The following is a 22,852-nucleotide window of genomic DNA, read 5'->3' as shown; positions in this document are numbered from 1 at the left end:
TCTCGCAAATTCCTGCCGACCGGGCTGCCAGGGTGACCTTCGGGTCTTTGCATGGCATGCGCGCAGCCTTGGGCCTTGGGTTTGCGGATGCACATGAGGCAGATCCCATGACCCAGGAGACCGGCGGCTTCGCCGCACTCGGCATTCATCCCGCTGTACTCGCCGCCATCACCGCGGTGGGCTACGAAGAACCATCCCCCATCCAGGCCCAGTCGATCCCGGTGATCCTCGCCGGCCACGACATGATCGGCCAGGCCCAGACCGGCACCGGCAAGACCGCCGCCTTCGCCCTGCCGATGCTCTCGCGCATCGACCCGGCGCGCCGCGAGCCGCAGGTGCTGATTCTGGCGCCGACCCGCGAGCTGGCCCTGCAGGTGGCCACCGCTTTCGAAAGCTATGCCAGCCAGCTGCCCGGCGTCGGCGTGGTGGCGGTCTACGGCGGCGCCCCCATGGGCCCGCAGCTGAAGGCGCTGCGCCAGGGCGCGCAGATCCTGGTGGCCACTCCCGGCCGGCTGTGCGACCACCTGCGCCGCGACGAGCAGCTGCTCTCCACCGTGAAGCACCTGGTCCTCGACGAGGCCGACGAGATGCTCAAGCTCGGCTTCATGGACGATCTCGAAGTGATCTTCGCCGCCCTGCCGGAAAGCCGCCAGACCGTGCTGTTCTCCGCGACCCTGCCGCACTCGATCCGCGAGATCGCCGAGAAGCATCTGCACGAGCCGCAGCACGTCAAGATCGCCGCCAAGACCCAGACCGTGGCGCGCATCGACCAAGCCCACCTGATGGTCCACGCCGACCAGAAGACCGCCGCCGTGCTGCGCCTGCTGGAGGTCGAGGAGTTCGACGCGCTGATCGCCTTCGTGCGCACCAAGCAGGCCACCCTGGACCTGGCCAGTGCCCTCGAGGCCAAGGGCTACAAGGCCGCTGCGCTGAACGGCGACATCGCCCAGAACCAGCGCGAGCGGGTCATCGAGTCGCTCAAGGATGGCCGTCTGGACATCGTCGTCGCCACCGACGTGGCTGCCCGCGGCATCGACGTGCCGCGCATCACTCATGTGTTCAACGTCGACATGCCCTATGACCCGGAGTCCTACGTGCACCGTATCGGCCGCACCGGTCGTGCCGGCCGCGACGGCCGTGCCCTGCTGCTGGTGACCCCGCGCGAGCGGCGCATGCTGCAGGTGATCGAGCGGGTCACCGGGCAGAAGGTCGCCGAGGTGCAACTGCCCAATCCCCAGCAGGTGCTGGATGCGCGCATCCGCAAGCTGACCGCCAGCCTGCAGCCGCTGCTGGCCGAGGCCGAGGCCAGCCACGGCGAGCTGCTCGACCGCCTGACCGCCAATCTCGCCTGCAGCCCGCGCGTCCTGGCTGCGGCGCTGCTGCGCAAGGCCACCAACGGCCAGGCGCTGACCCTGGCCGAGGTCGAGCGCGAGCAGCCGCTGGTGCCGGGCGTGTCGGTGCCGCGCGAGCGGCGCGAGCGCAGCGACCGTTCTGCCGAACGTGGCGAGCGTGGCAGTGTGCACCGCGAGCGGCGTGCACCGATGCCTCTCCTGCCGGAAGGCCGGGTCCGCTGCCGTGCCGCGCTGGGGGCGCGCGACGGGATTGCCGCGAAGAACCTGCTCGGCGCCATCCTCAACGAGGGCGGCCTGGCCCGCGATGCCATCGGCCGCATCCAGGTCCGCGACAGCTTCAGTCTGATCGAGCTGCCGGAGGACGGCCTCGAGCGCCTGCTCGGCAAGTTGCGCGACACTCGCGTTGCCGGCAAGCAGCTGAAGCTGCGCCGCTATCGCGAGGACTGAGGTCCCGGCGAACCGCAAAAGCCCTGCCTTGTCGGCAGGGCTTTTTTGTTTCTGCAGCCGGGTCGGGCGTTTCGCGTGTAGAGTCTTCTGGGCATCATCGACTTTGCAGGAGAAACAGGTGCACGAGGATTTCTGGCAAGCGCGCTGGACGCGCAACGAGATCGGCTTCCACCAGACGGAGGTCAACCCCTACCTGGGCCGCCACTGGCCGACGCTGGGACTGGCGCCGGGAAGCCGGGTGCTGGTGCCGCTGTGCGGCAAGAGCCTTGATCTGGCCTGGTTGGCCGGGCAGGGCTTCGCGGTGCTGGGCGTCGAACTGGCGGAAAAGGCGGTGCGCGATTTCTTCGACGAGCATCGGCTGGCCCCGCAGGTTAGCCGACAAGGCGCCTTCACGGTCTACCGGGCCGGCTCGGTGGAGATCCGCTGCGGTGATTTCTTCGCCCTGGGCGCCGCCGATGTCGCCGATTGCCGGGGACTCTATGACCGCGCGGCGCTGATCGCCCTGCCGACGGAGATGCGCGAGCGCTATGTCGCCCACCTGTCGGCGATCCTGCCGTCGGGTTGCCGAGGGCTGCTGGTCACCCTCGACTACGACCAGTCGCAGATGGACGGCCCGCCCTTCGCGGTTCCTGACCAAGAGGTGCAGCGCCTGTTGACGCATGACTGGCAGCTGCAGCTGCTGGAGGCGCCCGACGTGCTCAGGGAGAACTGGAAGTTCCTCCAGCGTGGTCTCGACCGGCTGGAGGAGCGCGTCTACCGCCTGGAGCGTCGATAGTTCAGCCGATCGGCGCCTGCAGGCGGCGCACGAAGCTGTCGGCCTCGTCGATGGAGCGCTGCATGTCGCGCAGCAGCTGATCGACGTTGCCCTGCAGGCTGCGGTACTCGCCCTGCAGGGCGCCGATGGCGCGGGCGTTGAGGTTGTGCTTGAGGAACAGCACCTGGTCGCGCAGCACGCTGAGCACCGGCTCGATGCGCTTCTCGGCGGCCTGCATCCGGGTCAGCAGGGTCTTGTACTGCTTGCGGGTGCGCTCCAGTTCCTTGGCGCTGGCCCGGCGCAGGGTGGCGTTGCTGTACTGGTCCAACTCGCCTTCCCACTCGGCGAACAGCGCCTCGGCCACGTCCTCGACGGCGGCGATGCGCTGGCGCACGGCCTTGGCACTGGCTTCGCTGGCCCGGTATTCGCGGTCCAGGGCGGTATAGCGTGCCTCCAGGTCGCCGCCCTGGACCTGCACCACGCTGCGATAACGCTCCAGGGCGTCCTTGAACTGCTGCTTGGCTTCCTGCTGGCTGTCGCGCGCGGCCTCGACCCGCTCGGCGAGGATGTCGCGCTTGTGGACGCCGGCCTTTTCCATCATCGAGTAATAGGCGCTCTGGCAGCCGCCGAGGGTGAGCAGGGTGCAGCAGGCGAGAATCAATCGGCGCATGGGATCTCCCGTTTTCGGCACAAACGAAAGGGGCGACCTGCGGTCGCCCCTTTTACCGTCCGGCATCTTAACAGGCCGCCGTTCCCGGCGGCATGTCCTGTCAGCCGCGCCGGTACAGCGCCTCGATGCGCTCCTCCAGCGGCGGATGGCTCATGAACAGCGCGGCGAGGCTGGCCTTCTTCGCGCCGTTGATGCCGAAGGCGGTCAGGCTGTCCGGCATGTGCACCGGGACATCCTGTTCGGCCTGCAGGCGCTGCAGGGCGCCGATCATCGAACGGGTGCCGGCCAGCTGGGCACCGGCCTCGTCGGCGCGGAACTCGCGACGACGGGAGAACCACATGACGATGATGCTGGCGAGGATGCCGAGCACCAGTTCGGCGGCGATGGTCGCGATGAAGTAGCCAATGCCTTCGCCTTCCTCGTTCTTCAGCACCACCTTGTCGACGAAGGTGCCGAAGATCCGTGCGAAGAACATCACGAAGGTGTTCACCACGCCCTGGACCAGCGCCAGGGTGACCATGTCGCCGTTAGCCACGTGGCCGATCTCGTGGGCCAGCACGGCGCGCACCTCGTCTGGCGAGAAGCGCTCGAGCAGGCCCTGGCTGACCGCGACCAGTGCGTCGTTGCGGTTCCAGCCGGTGGCGAAGGCGTTGGCCTCGTAGGCAGGGAAGATGCCGACTTCCGGCATCTTGATGCCGGCCTCGCGGGACAGCTGCTCGACGGTCTGCAGCAGCCACTGCTCGTGGCGGGTGCGCGGCTGGCTGATGATCTCGGTGCCGGTGCTCATCTTCGCCATCCATTTGGAGATGAACAGCGACACCAGCGAGCCGGCGAAGCCGAACACGGCGCAGTAGATCAGCAGGTTGCCGTAGTTCTGGCCGGTGAAGCGGTCGACCCCGAGCAGCTTCAGGGTGATGCTGGCAATGACCAGCACCGCCAGGTTGGTGGCCAGGAACAGCAGGATGCGCATCATGGAATCAGGTTCTCCTCACAGAGGCATGGGTTTCATGCCGGGGTATATAAGGTCGCGTCCGCGGGCTCTTCAACCGGGCGACTATTTCAAACTGTGTCCTCTGGACGGGGCTGTGCCTGGTCGAAGAGCAGACAGCCGAGGCGTACCAGGCGTTCGCTGTCTTCCTCTGCCAGCGCCTCGCGCAACTGCCAGGCCAGGGTCGCCCGCACCCGCCGCACGCTGGCCGGCAGCGCAGGGTCCGCTGGCAGCGCGGAGGCAACTGCGCGGGACAGGCGCAGGAAGCCCTTTTCGCTGAGCACGGCTTGATCCAGCGCCTCGTGGCGGATGGTCGAGTCGAAGCGCAGGTAGCCTTCCTCGGCCAGCCAGAGCAGGGCGCTCAAGCAGCTCTGGTGGCGCACGCTCGGCAGGCCGAACTCGTCCGGCTCTTCGCGGCCGATCAGGTCTTCCACATAGAGCGCGATCTTGCGCGGGAAGGCCTGGTGCAGCCGCAGCAGGCCGGCCGCGGCGTCTTTGTGGAAGTCGTCGATCTGCAGGTCCATCGCCGTCTCTTATTGACGGTAGGTCTTGAGGAAGTTGCCGATGCGGCCGATGGCCTGCTCGAGGTCGTCGACCCGCGGCAGGGTGACCACGCGGAAGTGGTCCGGCCATGGCCAGTTGAAGGCGGTACCCTGGACGATCAGCAGCTTTTCCTGCAGCAGCAGGTCGAGGACGAACTTCTCGTCGTTGTGGATCGGACAGATCTTGGGATCGATCTTCGGGAAGGCGTAGAGCGCGCCCATCGGCTTCACGCAGCTGACGCCGGGAATGTCGTTGAGCAGTTCCCAGGTGCGGTTGCGCTGCTCCAGCAGACGGCCGCCGGGCAGGACCAGGTCATTGATGCTCTGGTAGCCGCCGAGCGCGGTCTGAATCGCGTGCTGGGCCGGCACGTTGGCGCACAGGCGCATGTTGGCGAGGATGTCGAGGCCCTCGATGTAGCTCTGCGCCTTGTGCTTGGGCCCGGAGATGGCCACCCAGCCGGAGCGGAAGCCGGCTACCCGGTAGGCCTTGGACAGCCCGTTGAAGGTCAGGCAGAGCACGTCCGGCGCCAGCGAAGCGGTGGAGATGTGCTGGGCGTCGTCGTAGAGGATCTTGTCGTAGATCTCGTCGGAAAAGATCACCAGGTTGTGCTGCCGGGCGACCTCGACGATCTCCTCCAGCACCTCCTTCGGGTAGACCGCACCGGTGGGGTTGTTCGGGTTGATCAGCAGCAGTGCCTTGGTGTTGCGGGTGATCTTGGCCTTGATGTCGGCGATGTCCGGATACCAGTTCGACTGCTCGTCGCACAGGTAGTGCACCGCCTTGCCGCCGGCCAGGCTGGTGGCCGCGGTCCACAGCGGGTAGTCGGGCGCCGGGATCAGCACTTCGTCGCCGTTGTTGAGCAGCGCCTGCAAGACCATGACGATCAGCTCGGACACGCCGTTGCCGAGGTAGATGTCCTCGATGCCGACGCCTTCCACCTTCTTCTGCTGGTAGTACTGCATCACCGCCTTGCGGGCGCTGAACAGTCCCTTGGAGTCGCTGTAGCCCTGGGCGGTGGGCAGGTTGCGGATCACGTCCTGGAGGATTTCCTCGGGAGCCTCGAAACCGAACGGCGCCGGGTTGCCGATGTTCAGCTTGAGGATGCGGTGGCCTTCCTCCTCCAGGCGCTTGGCGTGCTTGAGCACCGGCCCGCGAATGTCGTAGCAGACGTTGGCGAGCTTGTTCGATTTACTAACCTGCATGTGTGTGATCCCGAAGAAGAAGCGCGCAGGAGCCGGAACCGGATAGGAAGGAGGACGGTAGTGCCGGCCGGGGCCGGGCGCGGACGCCGGGGACAGCGAACGCAGCCATCCCTCGCCGCCGGACCGATTCGGGCCTTGCGGCCTTGGCTATGGATGACGCGGATGACAAACTGGTTGTGAATCATACGTCGCGGCCCGATTCGCTGGAAAGGTACCGGTCGGGCTTTTTTCCAATCGAACGAGGTCTACGCATGGACAAGCTCGAAAAATCCCTTGATGCCTGGCGGGAGCTCCTGTCCGAGGAGCGTTTCCGCATCTGCCGTCTGGGCGGCACGGAGCGGGCCTTCAGTGGCGAGTACTACGCGACCAGTGTGCGGGGGTCTACCACTGCGCCTGCTGCGATGCGCCGTTGTTCGATTCCGACGCCAAGTACGACGCCGGATGCGGCTGGCCGAGCTATTTCCAGCCGGTTGTCCCCAGCGCGCTGTCCAGCCGCGACGACTACAGCCACGGCATGCACCGCATCGAGGTGCTCTGCGCCCGCTGCGATGCCCATCTGGGTCATGTGTTTCCCGATGGGCCGCCGCCGACCGGCCTGCGCTACTGCATCAACTCCGCCTCGCTGCGCCTAGAGCCGCGCGGCGAAGGGTGAGTCGGTCTCATTCCTGCCGGGGCCCGGGCAGCGCCGCGACCCGGCCCAGGCCTTGCGGGAGGGCTTCGGTATGCACGATCCGCTGTTCGACATTCCCCTCGATGGTCAGTCGCGGACGCTGGCCGATTTTCCCGGGCGCGCCTGGCTGGTGGTGAACACGGCCAGTCGCTGCGCTTTCACGCCCCAGTACGAGGGCCTGCAGATGCTCTGGCAGCGTTACCGGGAACGGGGCCTGGTGGTGCTCGGCTTTCCCTGCAATCAGTTCGGTCATCAGGAGCCAGGCGATGAACTCGAAATCGCCGAGTTCTGCCAGTCTCATTATGGCGTCGGTTTTCCGCTGTTTCAGAAGGTCGAGGTCAATGGGCCCCGGACGCACCCCCTGTTCGCGGAGTTGAAGCAGCGTGCCCCAGGCCTGCTGGGCAGCCAGAGCGTGAAGTGGAACTTCACCAAGTTCCTGATCGGCCGGGAGGGCCGGGTGGTCAGGCGCTTCGCTCCCACGACCGACCCGCGTAAGCTCCACGGCAAAATCGAAGCCCTGCTGGAATAGGGCCTGGCCGACGGCCAGGATCAGGCTGGCCTCATATAGTGCTTTTTCTTCGTTTTCCGCCGAGTCATCGAGCCTGTCGTCGGCTCCGCTCATGTAGCGCTCGTCCCGCCCGGTAGCCAAGTGTGCAGCATGTTGGCCAGATCCTCGCGGCGCAAGGGCTTGGCCAGGTAGTCGTTCATGCCGGCAGTACGGCAGCGCTCGCGCTCCTCCGGCAGGACGTTGGCGGTCAGCGCGATGATCGGCAGCTCGGACCAGCGGCCATCCTGGCGAATCCGCCGGCTGGTCTCGTAGCCGTCCATCACCGGCATGTTGCAGTCCATCAGGATCAGGTCGACCGGGCCGTGTTCCAGATAGGACAGCGCCTCGGCACCATGGGGGGCGATGGCGACCTCGTAGCCCAGCTTGACCAGCATGCCCTTGGCGACCATCTGGTTGACCGGGTTGTCCTCGACCAGCAGGACCTGGCGCTGTCGAGACTCGGCTTGCACGGTCTCGACGTGAGTGGGCGGGGGTTCCTCCGTGGCCTGCAAGGCTCGCGTCACTGCCTGGAACAGGGCCGCACGGGAGAGTGGCCGGGCCAGTTGCTGGAGGGGCGCCAGGGCATGTACCTCTTCCCGCGGCAGGAAGCTGCCGTAGGCGGCCACCACCAGGAACGGCGTAGTGACGGCCGGGCGCATGCCCAGCAGGCATTGCGGGCAGTCGGTGATCAGCAAGTCGGCCTCGACTCCGGCCAGGCCGGTGTCGATGTCCAGCCGCCGATATTCCAGACCCCAGCCCGGCAGGTGCATCTCGAGCAGTTCCGCCAGGCCGCTGCTGCCGGGCGTCATGCCGACGACGCGGCCATGCAGCGCGTCGCGGGGCATGGCCGAGGTGTGGCAAGGTAGCGGCAGCTCGACGGTGAAGGTACTGCCCAGACCCTCCTTGGAGGTGAAGGCGAGGCGGCCCTGCATGGCCTCGCAGAGTTTGCGGGTCAGGGCCAGGCCGAGGCCGGTTCCGCCGTACTGGCGGGTAATGTGCGCGGTCGCCTGGGCGAAGGGCTGGAAGATACGCGCCTGGGCTTCCTTGGATATGCCGATGCCGGTATCGCGGATGATGAGCAGCAGCATGCCTTCGCCGTTGGTTTGCAGGCAGACGTCGACCCGCCCGAAGCGGGTGAACTTGAGTGCGTTGGAGATCAAGTTGCTGGCGATCTGCCTGACCCGGGTCGGATCGCCGATCACCTGGGCGGGCAGTCCGGGGTCGATCAGGCAGGTCAGCTCGACGCCGGGGGCCGCGCTCTGCGAGAGCAGGGCAGTGGCATCCTCGATCAGCGCGCCGATATCGAAGGGAATCCGCTCCAGCTCCATCTGGCCGGACTCGAATTTGGACAGGTCGAGCACATCGTTGAGCAACCGGACCAGCACCTTGCCCGAGGCGTGGGCAACGGAAAGCTGCTGGCGCTGCTCGCTGCTGAGCGGGCCGTCGAGGGACAGGGACAGCATGCCGAGCAGGCCGTTCAGCGGTGTGCGGATCTCATGGCTCATGTTGGCGAGAAAGGCGGAGCGCGCCTGGGCCATTTCCAGAGCGGTGCTCCGGGCGGTCTCCAGATCGCGGTTGCTCTGCATCAGTCGGGCGTTGGCTGCCTCCAGCTCGGCGGTGCGCGCCGACACCATGTTCTCCAACTCGCCGAGGTATTCGGTCAGACGGTTCTCGGCCTCGCGGCGCTGCTCGATCTCCTGGCCGGTCTTGCGCAGCAGCTGGTTGATGGCCTGGACCAGAATGCCGATTTCGTCGCTTTCGTGGCGCGGCGGGCAGGGTAGCGGCCGGTTCTCGTTGGGATTGTGCTCGCTCAGTTGCTGGATGATGCCGACCAGCGGCCGGGTCAGCATCCGGTTGAAGACCACCAACAGGAGCAGGGCCAGCAGCAGGCTGCTGGCGAAGCCGGTCAGCAGGGTGAGTCCGGAGCGCTCGAGAAAGGCGCTGCCGAAGGCGTAGGTGTCGATTTCCAGGCGCAGGAAGCCAAGGGCTTCGTCGGGTGCGTGGGCGATGCTCAGGGGCGCCTCGAAATAGCGCCTGGGCTTGAACAGCATGTCGCTGAACACCCGGTATTCGCTGTTCATCGCCGGGCGGCTGACCGCGGCCAGAGGGCGCTGGTCGCTGCCGACGATCTCGGCACCGATCACCGCGGGCGAGCGCAGTAGGCCGAGCAGCAGCTCCTGCGCCAGTTCGGCATCGATGTTGTAGGCGATGCGCGCTGCCGGATTGAGGCTGATTTGCTGCAGGCTGTTGATTTCCCGCTCAATGGATGCGCTTTGGCTGGCATAATCCAGGCTGATCTTCGCCAGGCTGAGCAGGGTACCGAGCACGAACGCTGCCAGTACCGCCAAAGAGGCCTGCTTGTAGGAGAGGCGGTTGGTTGGCGCTATGTTCATGCAGTGGCTGGAGTCCAAATGCTAGCCGCGTAGGATAACCCAAGCAGGCTTCGGGCTGGCAGAACCCTTCATGCATTCTGACCATCGTATAAGGACGGATTGTGAACGCCCGATTGAACGAATTTCTTGACCAGGCTCAGGTTCTGCTGGAGCGTCTCGAGCCTCTGCTGCCAGCTGCGCAGCACCCGCTGGATTGGACCACTAACCTGGCCGCGCGTTGGCAGCGCATAGGGCGTGACGGAGCGCTGTTGCCATTGCAGGTGAGCCTGGACATGCGGCTAGCCGATCTGCTCGGCGTGGACAGCCAACGCGACCAACTGTCGCGCAATACCCGTCAGTTCGTCGCCGGACTGCCCGCCAACCATGCCCTGCTGTGGGGCGCCCGTGGTACCGGCAAGTCCTCCCTGGTCCGCGCCTTGCTGGCCGAGCATGCAAAAGCCGGCCTGCGCCTGATCGAGATCGAGCGCGACCACCTGGCCGATCTGCCGCGGGTGGTCGAGCGCCTGGCCGGTCTGCCGCAGCGCTTCGTGCTGTTCTGCGACGACCTGTCTTTCGAGGCCGGCGACGACGGCTACCGGGCGTTGAAGAGCGTGCTGGACGGCTCGCTGGAGCGCGCCCCGGAAAACGTGCTGCTCTACGCCACTTCCAATCGCCGCCATCTGGTGCCGGAGAAGCAGAGCGACAACGACAACTGGCAGCTGGTCGATGGCGAGGTGCATCCGAACGAGGCCGTGGAGGACAAGATTGCCTTGTCCGACCGGTTCGGCCTTTGGTTGTCCTTCTATCCGTTCACCCAGGACCACTATCTGTCCGTGGTGCGTCACTGGATTAGCGTGCTGGCAGAGCAGTGTGGATTGTCCTGGGATTGGGACGAGGCCCTGGAGAAGACGGCAATCCGCTGGGCTCAGGGGCGCGGCAACCGTAATGGCCGTTGCGCCTATCAGTTCGCCCGCCACTGGGTCGGGCTGCAGCTTCTCGGCTAGCCGTGCAGTATCGGGAAGTCATTGATTTGGAAAATTTTTATTCGGGTGTTGACGATTTTCGAAAGGCTCCCTAGAATGCGCCCCACTTCCAGCGCTGAAGCAAAATAGAAGCGCGGGAAGCCGGAAAAGTCTGTTGTAAGTTCCGGGCCGCGTCCCCTTCGTCTAGTGGCCTAGGACACCGCCCTTTCACGGCGGTAACAGGGGTTCGAGTCCCCTAGGGGACGCCAATGCGGGAATAGCTCAGTTGGTAGAGCACGACCTTGCCAAGGTCGGGGTCGCGAGTTCGAGTCTCGTTTCCCGCTCCAATTTCTCGAAGGCGTCGATGGATAAATCGTCATCTTCACCTCAAGGCTTGTGGCCTTGAGGGTAGGATGTGTTTTGTTGGTTAGGCCCTAATGTCCTAAGGGTCAGCACACGCGGGAATAGCTCAGTTGGTAGAGCACGACCTTGCCAAGGTCGGGGTCGCGAGTTCGAGTCTCGTTTCCCGCTCCAAATTCACGAAAACGCCGCTCATCGAGCGGCGTTTTTCGTTTTCCATTTCTGGAAGAACCCTCTCGGCCCGCCCTTCGGCGGGCCTTTTCCACTCAGTGCCGGCTGCTGTCTTCCGGCAAGGCGAGCATCTGTTTCTCCCGGTTCCAGTCGAAGGGCTTGCCTTGCTCCTCGGCTTCGAAGCGACGTTCGTCGAGCTCCTGATACAGGGCGATCTCCTCGTCCGGCATGAAGTGCAGACAGTCCCCGCCAAAGAACCAGAGCAGGTCGCGCGGTACCAGGTGGGCGATCTGCGGATAGCGGTGGAACACCTGGCAGATCATGTCCTGGCCCAGATGGCGATCCTCCGGAATCTGCGGCAAGGACATCAGCAACTCGTCGAAACGCTCCATGAACAGCGCGTGGCTCTCGTCGGAGACCTGTTCGGATTCGCCCAGAGCGATGAGCAGGGCGCGCAGTTGGGCGAGCAGGGCGAGGTTGTGGTCGAGGTAGGACGTGGGCATGGGATACCTGCAATGAAAAGGGCGCGGAGTATAACAGTCCGATGCGTCGCCTCCTTTCGGGCAGCAGGACTGATGCGCGTGACTCATACGGATTCGCTCTCAGCGAACCCTGCCTTCGCCCAATTGGACCTCTTCCGGAGTGAAATCGTCGACATGGATGACCCTCATCCGCGCCTCCTCCGCAGCCTGCAGGGCGGCAGCTTCGGTGCTGTCCAACACGCCGGCCGCCAGCGCTGCATCGATCGGATCGGCGCCAGGGGCAGGGCGCAGCTGGCCGTTGCGAAGTGCCGTGCGTAATTTCCTGGCGCTGACTTGGGTAGCGGTGAGTCGTTCGAAGGCCTGGCGCAGGGCGCCGAGCGGCTGCTCGGGGGATTGCGGGCGATAGCAGCCCTCGAGCAGCGCTGCCAGGGCCGGATCGTCCTCGGGGCGGCCCAGGATGTCGGCGATCTGGGCATCCAGCCGGTCGGAGGGGCCCCGGTGACGGCGGCCCAAGGGAAACACCAGGAGGCGCAGCAGCATGCCGGGGAGGCGGCCGGGAAAGTTGGCGAGAACGCCGGCCAGAGCCGCCTCGGCCTGCGCCAGGGAATCTTCCATGGCCCAGGCGAGCGACGCACGCTGCTCCTGGGACTGACCTAGGTCGTGGTAGCGCTTGAGTGCGGCCGAGCCGAGGTAGAGGTGGCTCAGCACGTCGGCCAGGCGCGCCGAGAGCCGCTCGCGACGCTTCAGATCGGCGCCGAGCCGCAGCAGGCAGAGATCGGCGAGCAGGGCAAAGGCTGCGCAAAGACGATTGAGGGCACGGAAATAGCGGCGGCTTGCGGCGTCGCCCGGGACCCGGTCGAGCCAGCCGCCGCCGAGGCCGAGCAGCAGGGTGCTGGCGGCGTTGCCGGTGACGTGGCCCAGATGCCCGCGCAGTAGGGCGTCGAATTCATCGAGTGTTCCGGCCTGCGGCGCGCGACCGGCGAGCCTCATTTCCCGCAGCAGATAGGGATGGCAGCGGACCGCGCCCTGGCCGAAGATCATCAGGTTGCGGGTGAGGATGTTGGCGCCTTCCACGGTGATGAAGATCGGCGTGCTCTGCCAGAGGCGCGCCAGGTAATTGCGCGGGCCGAGGATGATGCCCTTGCCGCCGTGGATGTCCATCGCATGGCCGATGCACTCGCGGGCACGTTCGGTCAACTGGTACTTGAGGATGGCCGAGAGCACCGCGGGTTTCTCGCCGAGGTCCACCGCCTGGGCGGTGAGCAGCCGTGCGGCGTCCATCAGCCAGGCATTGCCGCCGATACGCGCCAGGGCCTCCTGGATGCCTTCGAAGCTGGCCAGCGGCACGCCGAACTGCTCGCGGATGCGCGCATAGCGCCCGCTGACGTAGCTGCAGCCCTTGGCCACGCTGGCACCGACCGCCGGCAGGGAGATCGAGCGGCCCACCGACAGGCATTCCATGAGCATCGACCAGCCCTTGCCGATCATCGCCTGGCCGCCGATGAGAAAATCCAGAGGCACGAACACGTCCTTGCCGGCGTTCGGGCCGTTCATGAAGGCGGCGCCGAGCGGCAGGTGGCGGCGGCCGATCTCGATACCGGGCGTATCGGTAGGGATCAGCGCCAGGCTGATGCCCAGCTCCTCCCGGTCGCCGAGCAGGTGCTCGGGGTCGTAGGTCTTGAAGGCCAGACCGAGCAGGGTGGCCACCGGGCCGAGGGTGATGTAGCGCTTCTCCCAGTTCAGGCGCAGGCCGAGCACCTCCTCGCCCTGCCACGGGCCGCGGCAGATCACGCCGCTGTCGGGCATGGCGCCGGCATCGGAGCCGGCATGCGGGCCGGTCAGGGCGAAGCAGGGAATCTCCCGGCCGTCGGCCAGGCGCGGCAGGTAGTGCTGGCGCTGCGCTTCGCTGCCGTAGCGCAGCAGCAGTTCCGCCGGACCGAGGGAGTTGGGCACCATCACCGTCGAGGCCAGATCGCCGCTGCGGGTGGCCAACTTCATCACGATCTGCGAATGGGCATGGGCGGAGAAGCCCTTGCCGCCGTACTCCTTGGGAAGGATCAGGGCGAAGAAGCCCTGTGTCTTGATGAAGGCCCAGGCCTCGGGGGGCAGGTCGAGGCGCTGGCCGATCTCCCAGTCGCTGACCATGGCGCACAGCTCCTCGACGGGGCCGTCGAGAAAGGCCTGCTCCTCTGCACTGAGGCCGGGCTTCGGGTAGCTCAGCAGCTTGTTCCAGTCCGGCCGGCCGCCGAACAGCTCGCCGTCCCACCACACGCTGCCGGCCTCGATGGCGTCGCGCTCGGTATCGGAGAGCGGCGGCAGGGTCTTGCCCAGCCAGGTCAGCAGCGGGCCGCTGAGGTAGCGCCGGCGCAGTTGCGGCAGGAGCAGCGGCAGGGCGAACGCCAGCCAGGGCAGCCAGAGCAGCGCCAGCAGCCAGCCGGGTGCATCGCCGGACAGACCCATGGCGATCAGGTACAGGGCGAGCAGCGCCAGGACGGGCAGGGCCGGCGTGCGCAGGTGGGCCAGCACGAGCAGACCGACGGCCAGCAGCAGAAGCCAGGCGAACAGCATGGGCATCCTTCCTGAGTGGGGCGCAGACCGGCGCACGAGCCGGCCGGAAAGCGCGACTCACCTGAGGATAGCCGAGTGCGGGGGGGCGAAATTGCAGCGGATCGGCACGGGCTTTGCGAGGGCAACGGTTGCATTCGGGGCGTCATGCCCCCATATGCCGCTTCTCCCGATCAGATCCGTACGCCTATTCCCATGAGTTCCGCTCTGTCCATCCGGCAGCTGACCAAGACCTACGCCAACGGCTTCCAGGCCCTCAAGGGCATCGACCTGGAGGTGGCCGAAGGCGACTTCTTCGCCCTGCTCGGCCCCAACGGGGCCGGCAAGTCCACCACCATCGGCATTCTTTCGACCCTGGTGAACAAGACCGGCGGCAGCGTGCAGGTCTTCGGCCACGACCTCGACCGCGACCCGGCCGGGCTCAAGCGCTGCCTCGGCGTGGTGCCGCAGGAGTTCAACTTCAACCAGTTCGAGAAGACCCTCGACATCGTCGTCACCCAGGCCGGCTACTACGGCATTTCGGCACGCATCGCCAAGGCCCGCGCCGAGCAGTACCTGACCCAGCTGGGGCTGTGGGACAAGCGCGACGTGCCGTCGCGGATGCTCTCCGGCGGCATGAAGCGCCGTCTGATGATCGCCCGGGCGCTGGTCCACCAACCGCGCCTGCTGATCCTCGACGAGCCCACCGCCGGGGTGGACATCGAACTGCGCCGCTCGATGTGGAGCTTTCTCAGCGAGCTCAACCGCCAGGGCATCACCATCATCCTCACCACCCACTACCTGGAAGAGGCCGAGCAGCTCTGCCGGCACATCGGCATCATCGACCATGGGCGGATCGTCGAGCACACCAGCATGCGCGAGCTGTTGAAGAAGCTGCACATGGAAACCTTCCTGCTCGACCTCAAGGAGCCGCAACTGGTCGAGCCGCAGCTGTCGGGCTATCCGGCGCGGCTGGTGGACGACCATACCCTGGAGGTGCAGGTGGAGAAGAGCCACGGCATGACTTCCCTGTTCGCCCAGCTGGAGCAGCAGGGCGTCGAGGTGCTCAGCCTGCGCAACAAGACCAATCGCCTGGAGGAGCTGTTCGTGTCCCTGGTGGAGAAGAACCTCGACGGGGTGGCGCCATGAGCCTGGAACTGCGCGCCAACCTGGTCGCCCTGCAGACCATCGTCGCCCGCGAGGTGAAGCGCTTCCTGCGCATCTGGCCGCAGACCCTGCTGCCGCCGGCGATCACCATGGTGCTGTACTTCGTGATCTTCGGGAACCTGATCGGCGGGCGCATCGGCGAGATGGGCGGTTTCGCCTACATGGACTACATCGTGCCCGGGCTGATCATGATGGCGGTGATCACCAACTCCTATGGCAACGTGGTGTCGAGCTTCTTCGGCAGCAAGTTCCACCGCTCGGTGGAGGAGTTGATGGTGTCGCCGGTGTCGCCGCACATCATCCTGCTCGGCTACGCCATCGGCGGCGTGCTGCGCGGCCTGGCGGTGGGGCTGATCGTCACCCTGCTGTCGCTGTTCTTCACCGACCTGCAGGTGCATCACCTGGGGCTGATCGTGCTGGTGGTGCTGCTTACCGCGACCATCTTCTCCTTGGGCGGCTTCATCAACGCGGTGTTCGCCCGCAACTTCGACGACATCTCGATCATCCCGACCTTCGTCCTGACGCCCCTGACCTACCTCGGCGGAGTGTTCTACTCGATCGACCTGCTGCCGCCGTTCTGGCAGGCGGTGTCGCTGGGCAATCCGATCCTGCACATGGTCAACGCCTTCCGTTACGGCATTCTCGGCGTCTCCGACATCCACATCGGCATCGCCATCGGCTTCATGCTGCTGGCCACCGCACTGTTGTACGCCTACTGCCTGCGCCTGCTGGTGAGCGGGCGCGGCATGCGCCATTAGGACGATGCGGGGAACTCGAGGATGAAGCGCGTCCAGCCCTCTCTGGACTCGCAACGGATCTCCCCGCCATGGGCACGGACGATCGAGCGGGTCAGGGCCAGGCCCAGGCCGGCGTGCTCGGTGCCGCCTTCGCGGCGGGCCGGATCGGCCCGGTAGAAGCGGTCGAACAGTTTCGGCAGTTGGGCGGCGGGGATGGCCGGGCCGCTGTTGCCGACTTCCAGGCGCAGGCCGCCAGCGGCGCTCGTCAGCTCCAGGCGGATCTCGCCGCCCGCCGGGGTGAAGCGCAGGGCGTTGTCCAGCAGGTTGGACAGTGCCCGCCGCAGCATGCCGCGGTCGGCCGCCAGCCGCGCCTCGCCGCGCCGCGCCAGGCGTACCCCGGCGTCCTCGGCGAACGGCGCGAAATAGTCGAGCAGGGCGTCGATCTCCGCACCGAGCTCCAGCGGCTCGCGGCTCGGCAGCAGCAGGCCATGATCGGCCTTGGCCAGCAGCAGCATGTCGGCGACCATCTGCGCCAGGCGCTGCAGTTCCTCCAGGTTGGAGTGCAGGGTCTCGCGGTAGTCCTCCAGGGCGCGCGGGCGGGAGAGGATCACCTGGGTCTGGGTCAGCAGATTGGACAGCGGGGTGCGCAATTCGTGGGCGATGTCCCCGGAAAAGGCCGAGAGCCGGGCGAAGGCGTCCTCCAGGCGGGCCAGCATGGCGTTGAACGCCTGCGCCAGCTCGGCCAGCTCGGCAGGCTGGCGCTCCTGCTCCAGGCGGGTGGTCAGCGAGCTGGCGGAAATCCCGGCCGCCACCTCGCCCATCCGCCGCAGCGGGCGCAGGCTGCAGCGTACCCCCAGGCGCCGAGCAGGGCGGTGGCCAGGGCGGACAGGCCGACGCCGAGCCAGATCATCCGCTGCATGTCGTCGAGAAAATGCCGGTGGTGGGCGATGTTGAGATGCAGGGTCAGCCGCGCTCCGTCGGCGCGCTGCGGCTCCAGGGGCGCCTCCAGGCTGCGGTAGGCCGCCGGGTCGTGGTGCTCGGGAAAGGTGTCGAACCAGACGAGGCCGTCGCTGCCGGCGATGCGCAGGGCCAGTTCCGGGTGCAGGGCCAGCTCTTCCCGCAGGGCGGGCAGGCGTTCCGGCAGGTCCGCCACGTCGGCGACGCCGTCAAGCAGGGTGCGCAGCACGGCGAGCTCGCCTTCCAGCTGCTGCTGGTCGAGTTCGACGAAGTGCGCCTCGCTGGCCTGGTTGAAGAGGGCGCCGGCGAGCAGCGAGACGGCCGCACTGCAGGCGGCGAACAGCAGGCTCAGGCGGGCGCCGAGGGACAGCGGCCTCATGGCGCGGCGGGCGCTTCGAGGACATAGCCGAGGCCGCGCACGGTATGGATCAGCGGCGGGGCGAAGCCGTCGTCGATCTTCGCGCGCAGACGGCGGATAGCCACCTCGACGACGTTGGTTCCGCTGTCGAAATGCATGTCCCAGACTTCGGCGGCGATCAGCGACTTGGGCAGCACCTCGCCTTGGCGGCGCAGCAGCAGTTCGAGCAGGGCGAACTCCTTGGGCGTCAGCTCGATACGCCGGCCGGCGCGGCGGACCCGGCGGTGCAGCAGGTCGAGCTCCAGGTCGGCGGCCTGCAGAAGGGGCTCTGCGGCTGGACCCTGGCTGCGGCGTAGAAGGGTGCGCACCCGCGCCAGCAGTTCGGCGAAGGCGAAGGGCTTGACCAGGTAGTCGTCGGCGCCCAGCTCCAGGCCGCGCACCCGGTCCGCCACCGCATCGCGGGCGGTGAGAAACAGCACCGGCGTTTCCCGCCCCGCCCGGCGCAGCGCCTGCACGATTTGCCAGCCGTCGCGGCCGGGCAGCATCACGTCGAGGATCAGCAGGTCGTGGTCGCCCTCCAGCGCCAGGCGTTCGCCGCTCGCGCCGTCAGCGGCCAGGTCGACGGCGAAGCCGGCCTCGCCGAGGCCCTGCTGCAGGGAACGGCCGGTCTTGGGCTCGTCTTCGACGATCAGCAGTTTCATCGCGGTGTCCGCCAGGAAAAGAAGCCCTTTATACCGGCTGCAGACCCGCCCGTCCCGCGGCATGAAAGCCGGTCGCGAACCCGATACACTGCCGCGCTCGATCAGGCCACCAGGTTTTCGCGCCATGCATCCCGCCGCCGAACATTCCCCGCTGGGCAAGTCCAGCGAATACCTCGACACCTACACGCCGTCCCTGCTGTTCCCCATCCCGCGTGCGCCCAAGTGGGCCGAGCTGGGGCTGACGGCCGGGAACCTGCCGTACCGCGGCGTGGATGTGTGGAACTGCTACGAGCTGTCCTGGCTGCTGCCTTCCGGCAAGCCGGTGGTGGCCATCGGCGAGTTCGTGATTCCCGCCGACTCGCCGAACATCGTCGAGTCGAAGTCCTTCAAGCTCTACCTCAACTCGCTCAACCAGACCGTCTTCGCCGACCGTGAAGTAGTGCGCCGGACCTTGACCGAGGATCTCTCCGCGGCGGCCGGAGCGCCGGTGGCGGTGCGCCTGCGCAGCCTGGCCGAAGCGCAGCAGGAGGGCGTCGCGGCGCTGCCGGGGCAGTGCATCGACGAGCTGGACGTGGCCATCGGCCGCTATGGCCAGCCGTCGGCCGAGCTGCTGCGCTGCGACCCCGAGCGCCGGGTCGAGCAGGTGCTGCACAGCCATTTGCTCAAGTCCAACTGCCCGGTGACCGGCCAGCCGGACTGGGGCAGCGTGGTGGTGGACTACCAGGGCCCGGCGCTGGAACCGGCCAGCCTGCTGGCCTATCTGGTGAGCTTCCGCCAGCATGCGGACTTCCACGAGCAGTGCGTCGAGCGCATCTTTCTCGACCTGCTGCATCGGCTCGAGCCGGAGCGGCTGACCGTCTACGCACGCTACGTGCGGCGCGGCGGGCTGGACATCAACCCCTGGCGCAGCACCGGGGCGGTAGTCGCCGACAACCGGCGCCTGGTGCGCCAGTGAGGATTCGCGGGCGGACCAGGCGTCCGCTCAGTGCCTCCAGAAGCTGGGAGTCAGCAGCACCAGTACGGTGATGATTTCCAGGCGGCCGAGCAGCATGCCGATCGACAGCAACCACTTGGCGGCATCCGGCAGGCTGGAGAAGTTGCCGGCCGGGCCGATGATCGGGCCGAGCCCGACGCCGACGTTGCATACCGCGGTGGCGGCGCCGCTCAGGGCGGTGATCATGTCGAGGCCGAGCAGGCTCAGGCCGAGGGCGATCGCGCCGATGGTGACGGTGAAGAAGAACGAGAAGGTGAGGATCGAGCGGACGATCTCCTCGTCCAGGTTGTGGCCGTTGTACTGCTGCTTGAGCACCGCACGGGGGTGGATCAGCTGGCGCATGCTGGCCTTGAGCAGCACATAGGCGACCTGGAAGCGGAAGATCTTCAGGCCGCCGCTGGTCGAGCCCGAGCAGCCGCCGACGAAGGTCAGGTAGAAGAACACCATTACCGCGAAGCCGCCCCACTGGCTGTAGTCGCCCAGCACCAGGCCGGTGGTGGTGACCACCGACACCACGTTCAGCGTGACGATGCGCAGCGCGTCGACGAAGTGGTGGTCGGAGTGCTGCCAGTACCAGAGGCCGAACAGCAGACAGGTGATGGTCAGCATCCCCATGAAGCCGCGCACCTGGTGGTCGCGGAGCAAAGCCTGGTGGTTGCCGCGCAAGGTGGTGACATAGAGGGTGAAGGGCAGGCCGCCGAGCAGCATGAGAACGATGGCGGTCCAGTGCGTGGCCGGGCCGAACTTGGCCATCGATGCGTCCGAGGTGGAAAAGCCGCCGGTGGAAATCGCCGACATGGAGTGGTTGATGGCGTCGAACCAGCTCATCCCGGCCAGATGGAAGGCCAGGATGCCGAGCAGGGTGAAGCCGACATAGATGCCGACGATGTACTTGGCCACCATGTGCGAGCGCGGCATCACCTTTTCCGACCAGTCCGAGGACTCGGTCTGGAACAGGCGCATGCCGCCGACGCGCAGCAGCGGCAGGATCGCCACCGCCATGCCGATGAAGCCGATGCCGCCCAGCCAGTGCAGCATGGAGCGCCACATCAAGAGGCCCGGCGAGGCGCTGTCCAGTCCGGACAGCACGGTCGAGCCGGTGGTGGTGATGCCGGACATGGCCTCGAAGAAGGCGTCGGTGTAGCTGATGTTCTGCAGTAGGTTCAGCGGCAGGGCGGCGAAGACGCAGACCACCACCCAACTGGCGGTGGTCAGCATGTACATGTCGCGGGGCCGCAGATGCACATGCTCCGGACGGCCGGGAGGATCAGGGCGACGCCGGCGCTGAGGGTGATCATGCTCGCCCAGGTGAAGGGCTCGATCTCGTGGCTGTGTTCGTAGATCAGCAGGGTCAGGATCGGCAAAACCATGCCGATGGCGAGGGTGATCAGGAAGAGGCCGAGAATGAAGCCGATAATGCGCAGGGTCGGCAGCGCCATGGAAAGATGCCTGGACGGATATTCAAGGCGGGCCATTCTACCCGCGCAGGTCGCACTGTAAACCGAGCAGGGGTTTGCAGAGGGCGTGCCGGGCACTTCACAAGCGCAGGACGGCGGATAGAATAGCGCCGCTTGTCAGGGGCAGGCCGGGCGAAGGGCGTTCTTGCGGCTTTCTTGCCATTCCTTCGCGCAGCCTGGGCGCCGGCCCATGCCGGTTTCTTGTCTATTCCCAATCATGTCCGATCAGAATCCTTGTTTGACGTGCGGCGCCTGCTGCGCGCAGTTTCGTGTGTCCTTCTATTGGGGTGAATGCCGTTCCGCCGGCGGGCTCGTACCGGACGATCTGGTGGTGCCGATCGGCCCGCACCGGGTGGCGATGTGCGGTACCGAGCATCGGCCGGTGCGCTGCGCCGGCCTGCTCGGCGAGGTCGGCGGCGCGGTGCGCTGCACCCTTTACGAACAGCGTTCCAGCACCTGCCGGGAGTTCGAGGCGGCCTGGAGCAACGGCCAGGCCAACCCCCACTGCGACAAGGCCCGCGCCGCCCACGGTCTGCCGCCGCTGACGCCACCCTTGCAGCCGGATCTGAGCCCGGACCGGGTCGCCTGAACGGAGCGCGCTGCCCGGTGGCTCGGCGTAGACTTTCCCCATCACAGCCAAGGAGGGTGAACGCCTAGAAGTCCCTAGTTATCTGGCTTGAGTTCGGTTTTTGGGTACAATTGCTGGGTACAACGCTAGGTACAACGGGGGCAGGGCGTGGCTGACAATCTAGTCTTGAAGGGCGGAACGTGGCATGTGCGTCTGGCCATTCCACAGGATGTACGGAAGGCGTTCGGTGGCAGGCGGGTTCTCACCCGTTCCTTGGACACAGGGTCACGCTCCAAGGCCATGCATGCACGCCTCCAATGGCTGACAAAATGGAAAGCAGAGATTGAGCAGGCGCGGGAGGGCAGGGCGCTTCCTGAAGGCTGGCAAGACGATATGTCGTCAGCTGTGTCCACGATTGAGCAATGGCGTCTGCAAGGTCGTCGGGAGGTGATTGGAGAGCCGGTGATGCCTCGCCCCGCCACTCCTGATTTTCCAGAGTCGGCCATGAGTCATCCCAGCGTTCAAGAGTTCTTCGCTACGTTGCAGGAGCTGGCTGAGTGGAGTGCTGGCAGCATCGACAGAGAGTTGATGGTGCAGGATGGTTTGGCGGAAACGTTCACTCATCTCCTGCCAGGCCTCTATACCAAGCACTACCAGACCACCGAGGGCCAGCGCGAACAGCTCGAATCCATTGTCGCTGATCCAGCGTCGTACAAGCCGAAGTCACCTATCACAAAGAAGCGACTCGCCAAGTTCAGGGAGTTCCGGCAATCCCAGGATGTAGCAGCTCGGACGCTTGATATTCAAGAATCCAAGCTGGAGAAGCTTTCTGCATACCTGTCTCAGAGAGGCAGTCCATTGAACTTCGATAGCGTGGCAGAGTTCTTGAACACTCTCGGCCTGCATCCTCAAACGCTGGTGATGTACAACACTGCCGGGAATGCCTTCTGGAAATGGGCGATGAAGTACGATGCAGACTGGCGTACTGAATTCAAAGGCGTGTCTAGTCCATTCTGTGGGCACGATATCCGTCTGCCCAAAGGGAAAGCTGCTGTAGATGCTCAGCGTCTAGCGTTTGATGCTGCCGACTTTCAGAAGTTACACACTGCCGCTCTTAATGATGGTAGGCAAGCACTTGCGGACCTGATCCAGATCGGCTTCCACACTGGTGCGAGAATCGAAGAGATATGCCAGCTTAAGGTCGAGCATTTGATCGAAGATGGCGGCATTCTTCATTTCAACATCGTCGATAGTAAGACGGCGGCTGGTATTCGTACCGTGCCAGTTCATCCTGTGTTGTTCCAGACTGTCGAGCGTCTATCCGCCAACTCAGTTGATGGTTACTTGATACCATCTACGGCGAAGAATAAGTACGGCAAACGCTCTGCCACTCTTTCCAAGGACTTCAGCAAACTTAAGACTAGGCTCGGCTATAGTGAGAGATATGTGTTCCACAGTATCCGCGCTACGGCGATAACTCAGTTCCAGCGGCTTGATGTGCAGGGGCTGTTGATCGCTGAGTTAGTGGGACATGAGACGAAAACAGTTACGTTCGACATATATGCAAAGGGGTTCAGTGCAACACAGAAGTTTGAGGCCATCTCACGGCTGAGGTATTGAATACTAGTAGAATCATTCTGTTACAAATTTATTTTTAAGTTGGCATGTGAATTGCTTGACAAATCGCGATTGTCATGCGATAATAGTCGTATAGTGGATGAGCGCTCTTAGTCCACAACCCTTTCGCTGGTCGAGCTGGTTTTCGGTGCAGTCCTCACCGAGCCGTTCCCTCCTGTAACGGCAGTTGATTTCTCCAGCTTTACCAGCAACCCAACTCAATACCCAGACA

Annotated in this window: 17 protein-coding genes, 3 tRNA genes and 3 pseudogenes; 13 read left to right on the top strand and 10 right to left on the bottom strand. The window is 65.6% G+C overall.

The window, feature by feature from the left end:
• Positions 1 to 107 precede the first annotated feature (107 nt).
• Both Atro_RS06565 and Atro_RS06560 read left to right on the top strand, forming a co-directional pair.
• Positions 108 to 1,799 carry a DEAD/DEAH box helicase gene (locus Atro_RS06565; RefSeq protein WP_497926942.1) on the top strand — a complete coding sequence of 564 codons (1,692 nt, stop codon included), beginning with the start codon at positions 108 to 110 and terminating at the stop codon, positions 1,797 to 1,799.
• 118 nt (positions 1,800 to 1,917) lie between these two features.
• Positions 1,918 to 2,574 carry a thiopurine S-methyltransferase gene (locus Atro_RS06560; protein ID WP_497926941.1) on the top strand — a complete coding sequence of 219 codons (657 nt, stop codon included), beginning with the start codon at positions 1,918 to 1,920 and terminating at the stop codon, positions 2,572 to 2,574.
• Between the two features lies 1 nt (position 2,575).
• On the opposite strand, the gene Atro_RS06555 is transcribed toward Atro_RS06560, so the two are convergent.
• From Atro_RS06555 to Atro_RS06540, 4 genes are all read right to left on the bottom strand, one after another.
• On the bottom strand, positions 2,576 to 3,223 hold the full coding sequence (locus tag Atro_RS06555; RefSeq protein ID WP_497926940.1) for a DUF2959 domain-containing protein: 648 nt from the start codon (positions 3,221 to 3,223) through the stop codon (positions 2,576 to 2,578).
• A gap of 100 nt (positions 3,224 to 3,323) precedes the next feature.
• On the bottom strand, positions 3,324 to 4,196 hold the full coding sequence (gene htpX / locus Atro_RS06550; RefSeq protein WP_497926939.1) for a protease HtpX: 873 nt from the start codon (positions 4,194 to 4,196) through the stop codon (positions 3,324 to 3,326).
• Between the two features lie 86 nt (positions 4,197 to 4,282).
• Positions 4,283 to 4,735 carry a hypothetical protein gene (locus Atro_RS06545; RefSeq protein WP_497926938.1) on the bottom strand — a complete coding sequence of 151 codons (453 nt, stop codon included), beginning with the start codon at positions 4,733 to 4,735 and terminating at the stop codon, positions 4,283 to 4,285.
• A 9-nt stretch (positions 4,736 to 4,744) separates the two neighbouring features.
• Complete coding sequence (locus tag Atro_RS06540; protein WP_497926937.1) at positions 4,745 to 5,956, bottom strand: pyridoxal phosphate-dependent aminotransferase; 1,212 nt, start codon at positions 5,954 to 5,956, stop codon at positions 4,745 to 4,747.
• A gap of 251 nt (positions 5,957 to 6,207) precedes the next feature.
• Here Atro_RS06540 and msrB point away from each other — a divergent pair.
• Positions 6,208 to 6,608 (top strand): annotated as a pseudogene (gene msrB, locus Atro_RS06535) (peptide-methionine (R)-S-oxide reductase MsrB).
• 70 nt (positions 6,609 to 6,678) lie between these two features.
• Positions 6,679 to 7,155: a glutathione peroxidase gene (locus Atro_RS06530; protein WP_497926936.1), complete on the top strand. Its 477-nt coding sequence runs from the start codon at positions 6,679 to 6,681 to the stop codon at positions 7,153 to 7,155.
• A gap of 89 nt (positions 7,156 to 7,244) precedes the next feature.
• Here Atro_RS06530 and Atro_RS06525 read toward each other — a convergent pair whose 3' ends face one another.
• The gene (locus Atro_RS06525; protein WP_497926935.1) at positions 7,245 to 9,566 is read right to left on the bottom strand and encodes a hybrid sensor histidine kinase/response regulator; all 2,322 of its coding nucleotides are present in this window, start codon (positions 9,564 to 9,566) and stop codon (positions 7,245 to 7,247) included.
• Positions 9,567 to 9,667: 101 nt separating this feature from the next.
• Here Atro_RS06525 and Atro_RS06520 point away from each other — a divergent pair, with 101 nt between their 5' ends.
• The 4 genes from Atro_RS06520 (at position 9,668) to Atro_RS06505 (ending at position 11,041) form a co-directional block, all read left to right on the top strand.
• Positions 9,668 to 10,549, top strand: a complete 882-nt coding sequence (locus Atro_RS06520) for an ATP-binding protein (protein WP_497926934.1) — start codon at positions 9,668 to 9,670, stop codon at positions 10,547 to 10,549.
• A gap of 151 nt (positions 10,550 to 10,700) precedes the next feature.
• Positions 10,701 to 10,776: transfer RNA gene (locus tag Atro_RS06515), tRNA-Glu, on the top strand.
• 2 nt (positions 10,777 to 10,778) lie between these two features.
• A tRNA-Gly gene (locus Atro_RS06510) sits at positions 10,779 to 10,854 on the top strand.
• A gap of 111 nt (positions 10,855 to 10,965) precedes the next feature.
• Positions 10,966 to 11,041, top strand: a tRNA-Gly gene (locus Atro_RS06505).
• Between the two features lie 92 nt (positions 11,042 to 11,133).
• Here the strand turns inward: Atro_RS06505 and Atro_RS06500 are convergent.
• Both Atro_RS06500 and Atro_RS06495 read right to left on the bottom strand, forming a co-directional pair.
• Positions 11,134 to 11,541: a PA2817 family protein gene (locus tag Atro_RS06500; protein WP_497926933.1), complete on the bottom strand. Its 408-nt coding sequence runs from the start codon at positions 11,539 to 11,541 to the stop codon at positions 11,134 to 11,136.
• A 99-nt stretch (positions 11,542 to 11,640) separates the two neighbouring features.
• Entirely contained in the window at positions 11,641 to 14,088 is a 2,448-nt protein-coding gene (locus Atro_RS06495; RefSeq protein ID WP_497926932.1) for an acyl-CoA dehydrogenase, read from the bottom strand.
• A 192-nt stretch (positions 14,089 to 14,280) separates the two neighbouring features.
• Between Atro_RS06495 and Atro_RS06490 the strand changes: the two genes are divergently transcribed.
• Positions 14,281 to 15,213, top strand: a complete 933-nt coding sequence (locus tag Atro_RS06490; protein ID WP_497926931.1) for an ABC transporter ATP-binding protein — start codon at positions 14,281 to 14,283, stop codon at positions 15,211 to 15,213.
• Complete coding sequence (locus Atro_RS06485) at positions 15,210 to 15,989, top strand: ABC transporter permease (protein ID WP_497926930.1); 780 nt, start codon at positions 15,210 to 15,212, stop codon at positions 15,987 to 15,989. Before Atro_RS06490 ends, Atro_RS06485 begins: the two co-directional genes overlap by 4 nt.
• Here Atro_RS06485 and Atro_RS06480 read toward each other — a convergent pair.
• Positions 15,986 to 17,304 (bottom strand): annotated as a pseudogene (locus tag Atro_RS06480) (heavy metal sensor histidine kinase). The gene Atro_RS06485 and the pseudogene Atro_RS06480 overlap by 4 nt on opposite strands.
• Positions 17,301 to 17,984: a heavy metal response regulator transcription factor gene (locus Atro_RS06475; protein WP_497926929.1), complete on the bottom strand. Its 684-nt coding sequence runs from the start codon at positions 17,982 to 17,984 to the stop codon at positions 17,301 to 17,303. Before Atro_RS06475 ends, Atro_RS06480 begins: the two are co-directional and overlap by 4 nt.
• Positions 17,985 to 18,108: 124 nt before the next feature.
• Here Atro_RS06475 and queF point away from each other — a divergent pair, with 124 nt between their 5' ends.
• Positions 18,109 to 18,939: an NADPH-dependent 7-cyano-7-deazaguanine reductase QueF gene (gene queF, locus Atro_RS06470; RefSeq protein WP_497926928.1), complete on the top strand. Its 831-nt coding sequence runs from the start codon at positions 18,109 to 18,111 to the stop codon at positions 18,937 to 18,939.
• Positions 18,940 to 18,966: 27 nt separating this feature from the next.
• On the opposite strand, the pseudogene Atro_RS06465 reads toward queF, so the two are convergent.
• A pseudogene (locus tag Atro_RS06465) lies at positions 18,967 to 20,417 on the bottom strand (TrkH family potassium uptake protein).
• Between the two features lie 235 nt (positions 20,418 to 20,652).
• On the opposite strand from Atro_RS06465, the gene Atro_RS06460 reads away from it, so the two are divergent.
• The gene (locus tag Atro_RS06460) at positions 20,653 to 21,024 is read left to right on the top strand and encodes a YkgJ family cysteine cluster protein (RefSeq protein WP_497926927.1); all 372 of its coding nucleotides are present in this window, start codon (positions 20,653 to 20,655) and stop codon (positions 21,022 to 21,024) included.
• Between the two features lie 147 nt (positions 21,025 to 21,171).
• Positions 21,172 to 22,623, top strand: a complete 1,452-nt coding sequence (locus tag Atro_RS06455) for a tyrosine-type recombinase/integrase (RefSeq protein WP_497926926.1) — start codon at positions 21,172 to 21,174, stop codon at positions 22,621 to 22,623.
• Positions 22,624 to 22,852: the final 229 nt, after the last annotated feature.

It is taken from the genome of Azotobacter tropicalis (assembly GCF_059739045.1).
Note: the sequence above shows the minus strand (reverse complement) of the source record. Positions and strands in the feature narration are given on the sequence as shown.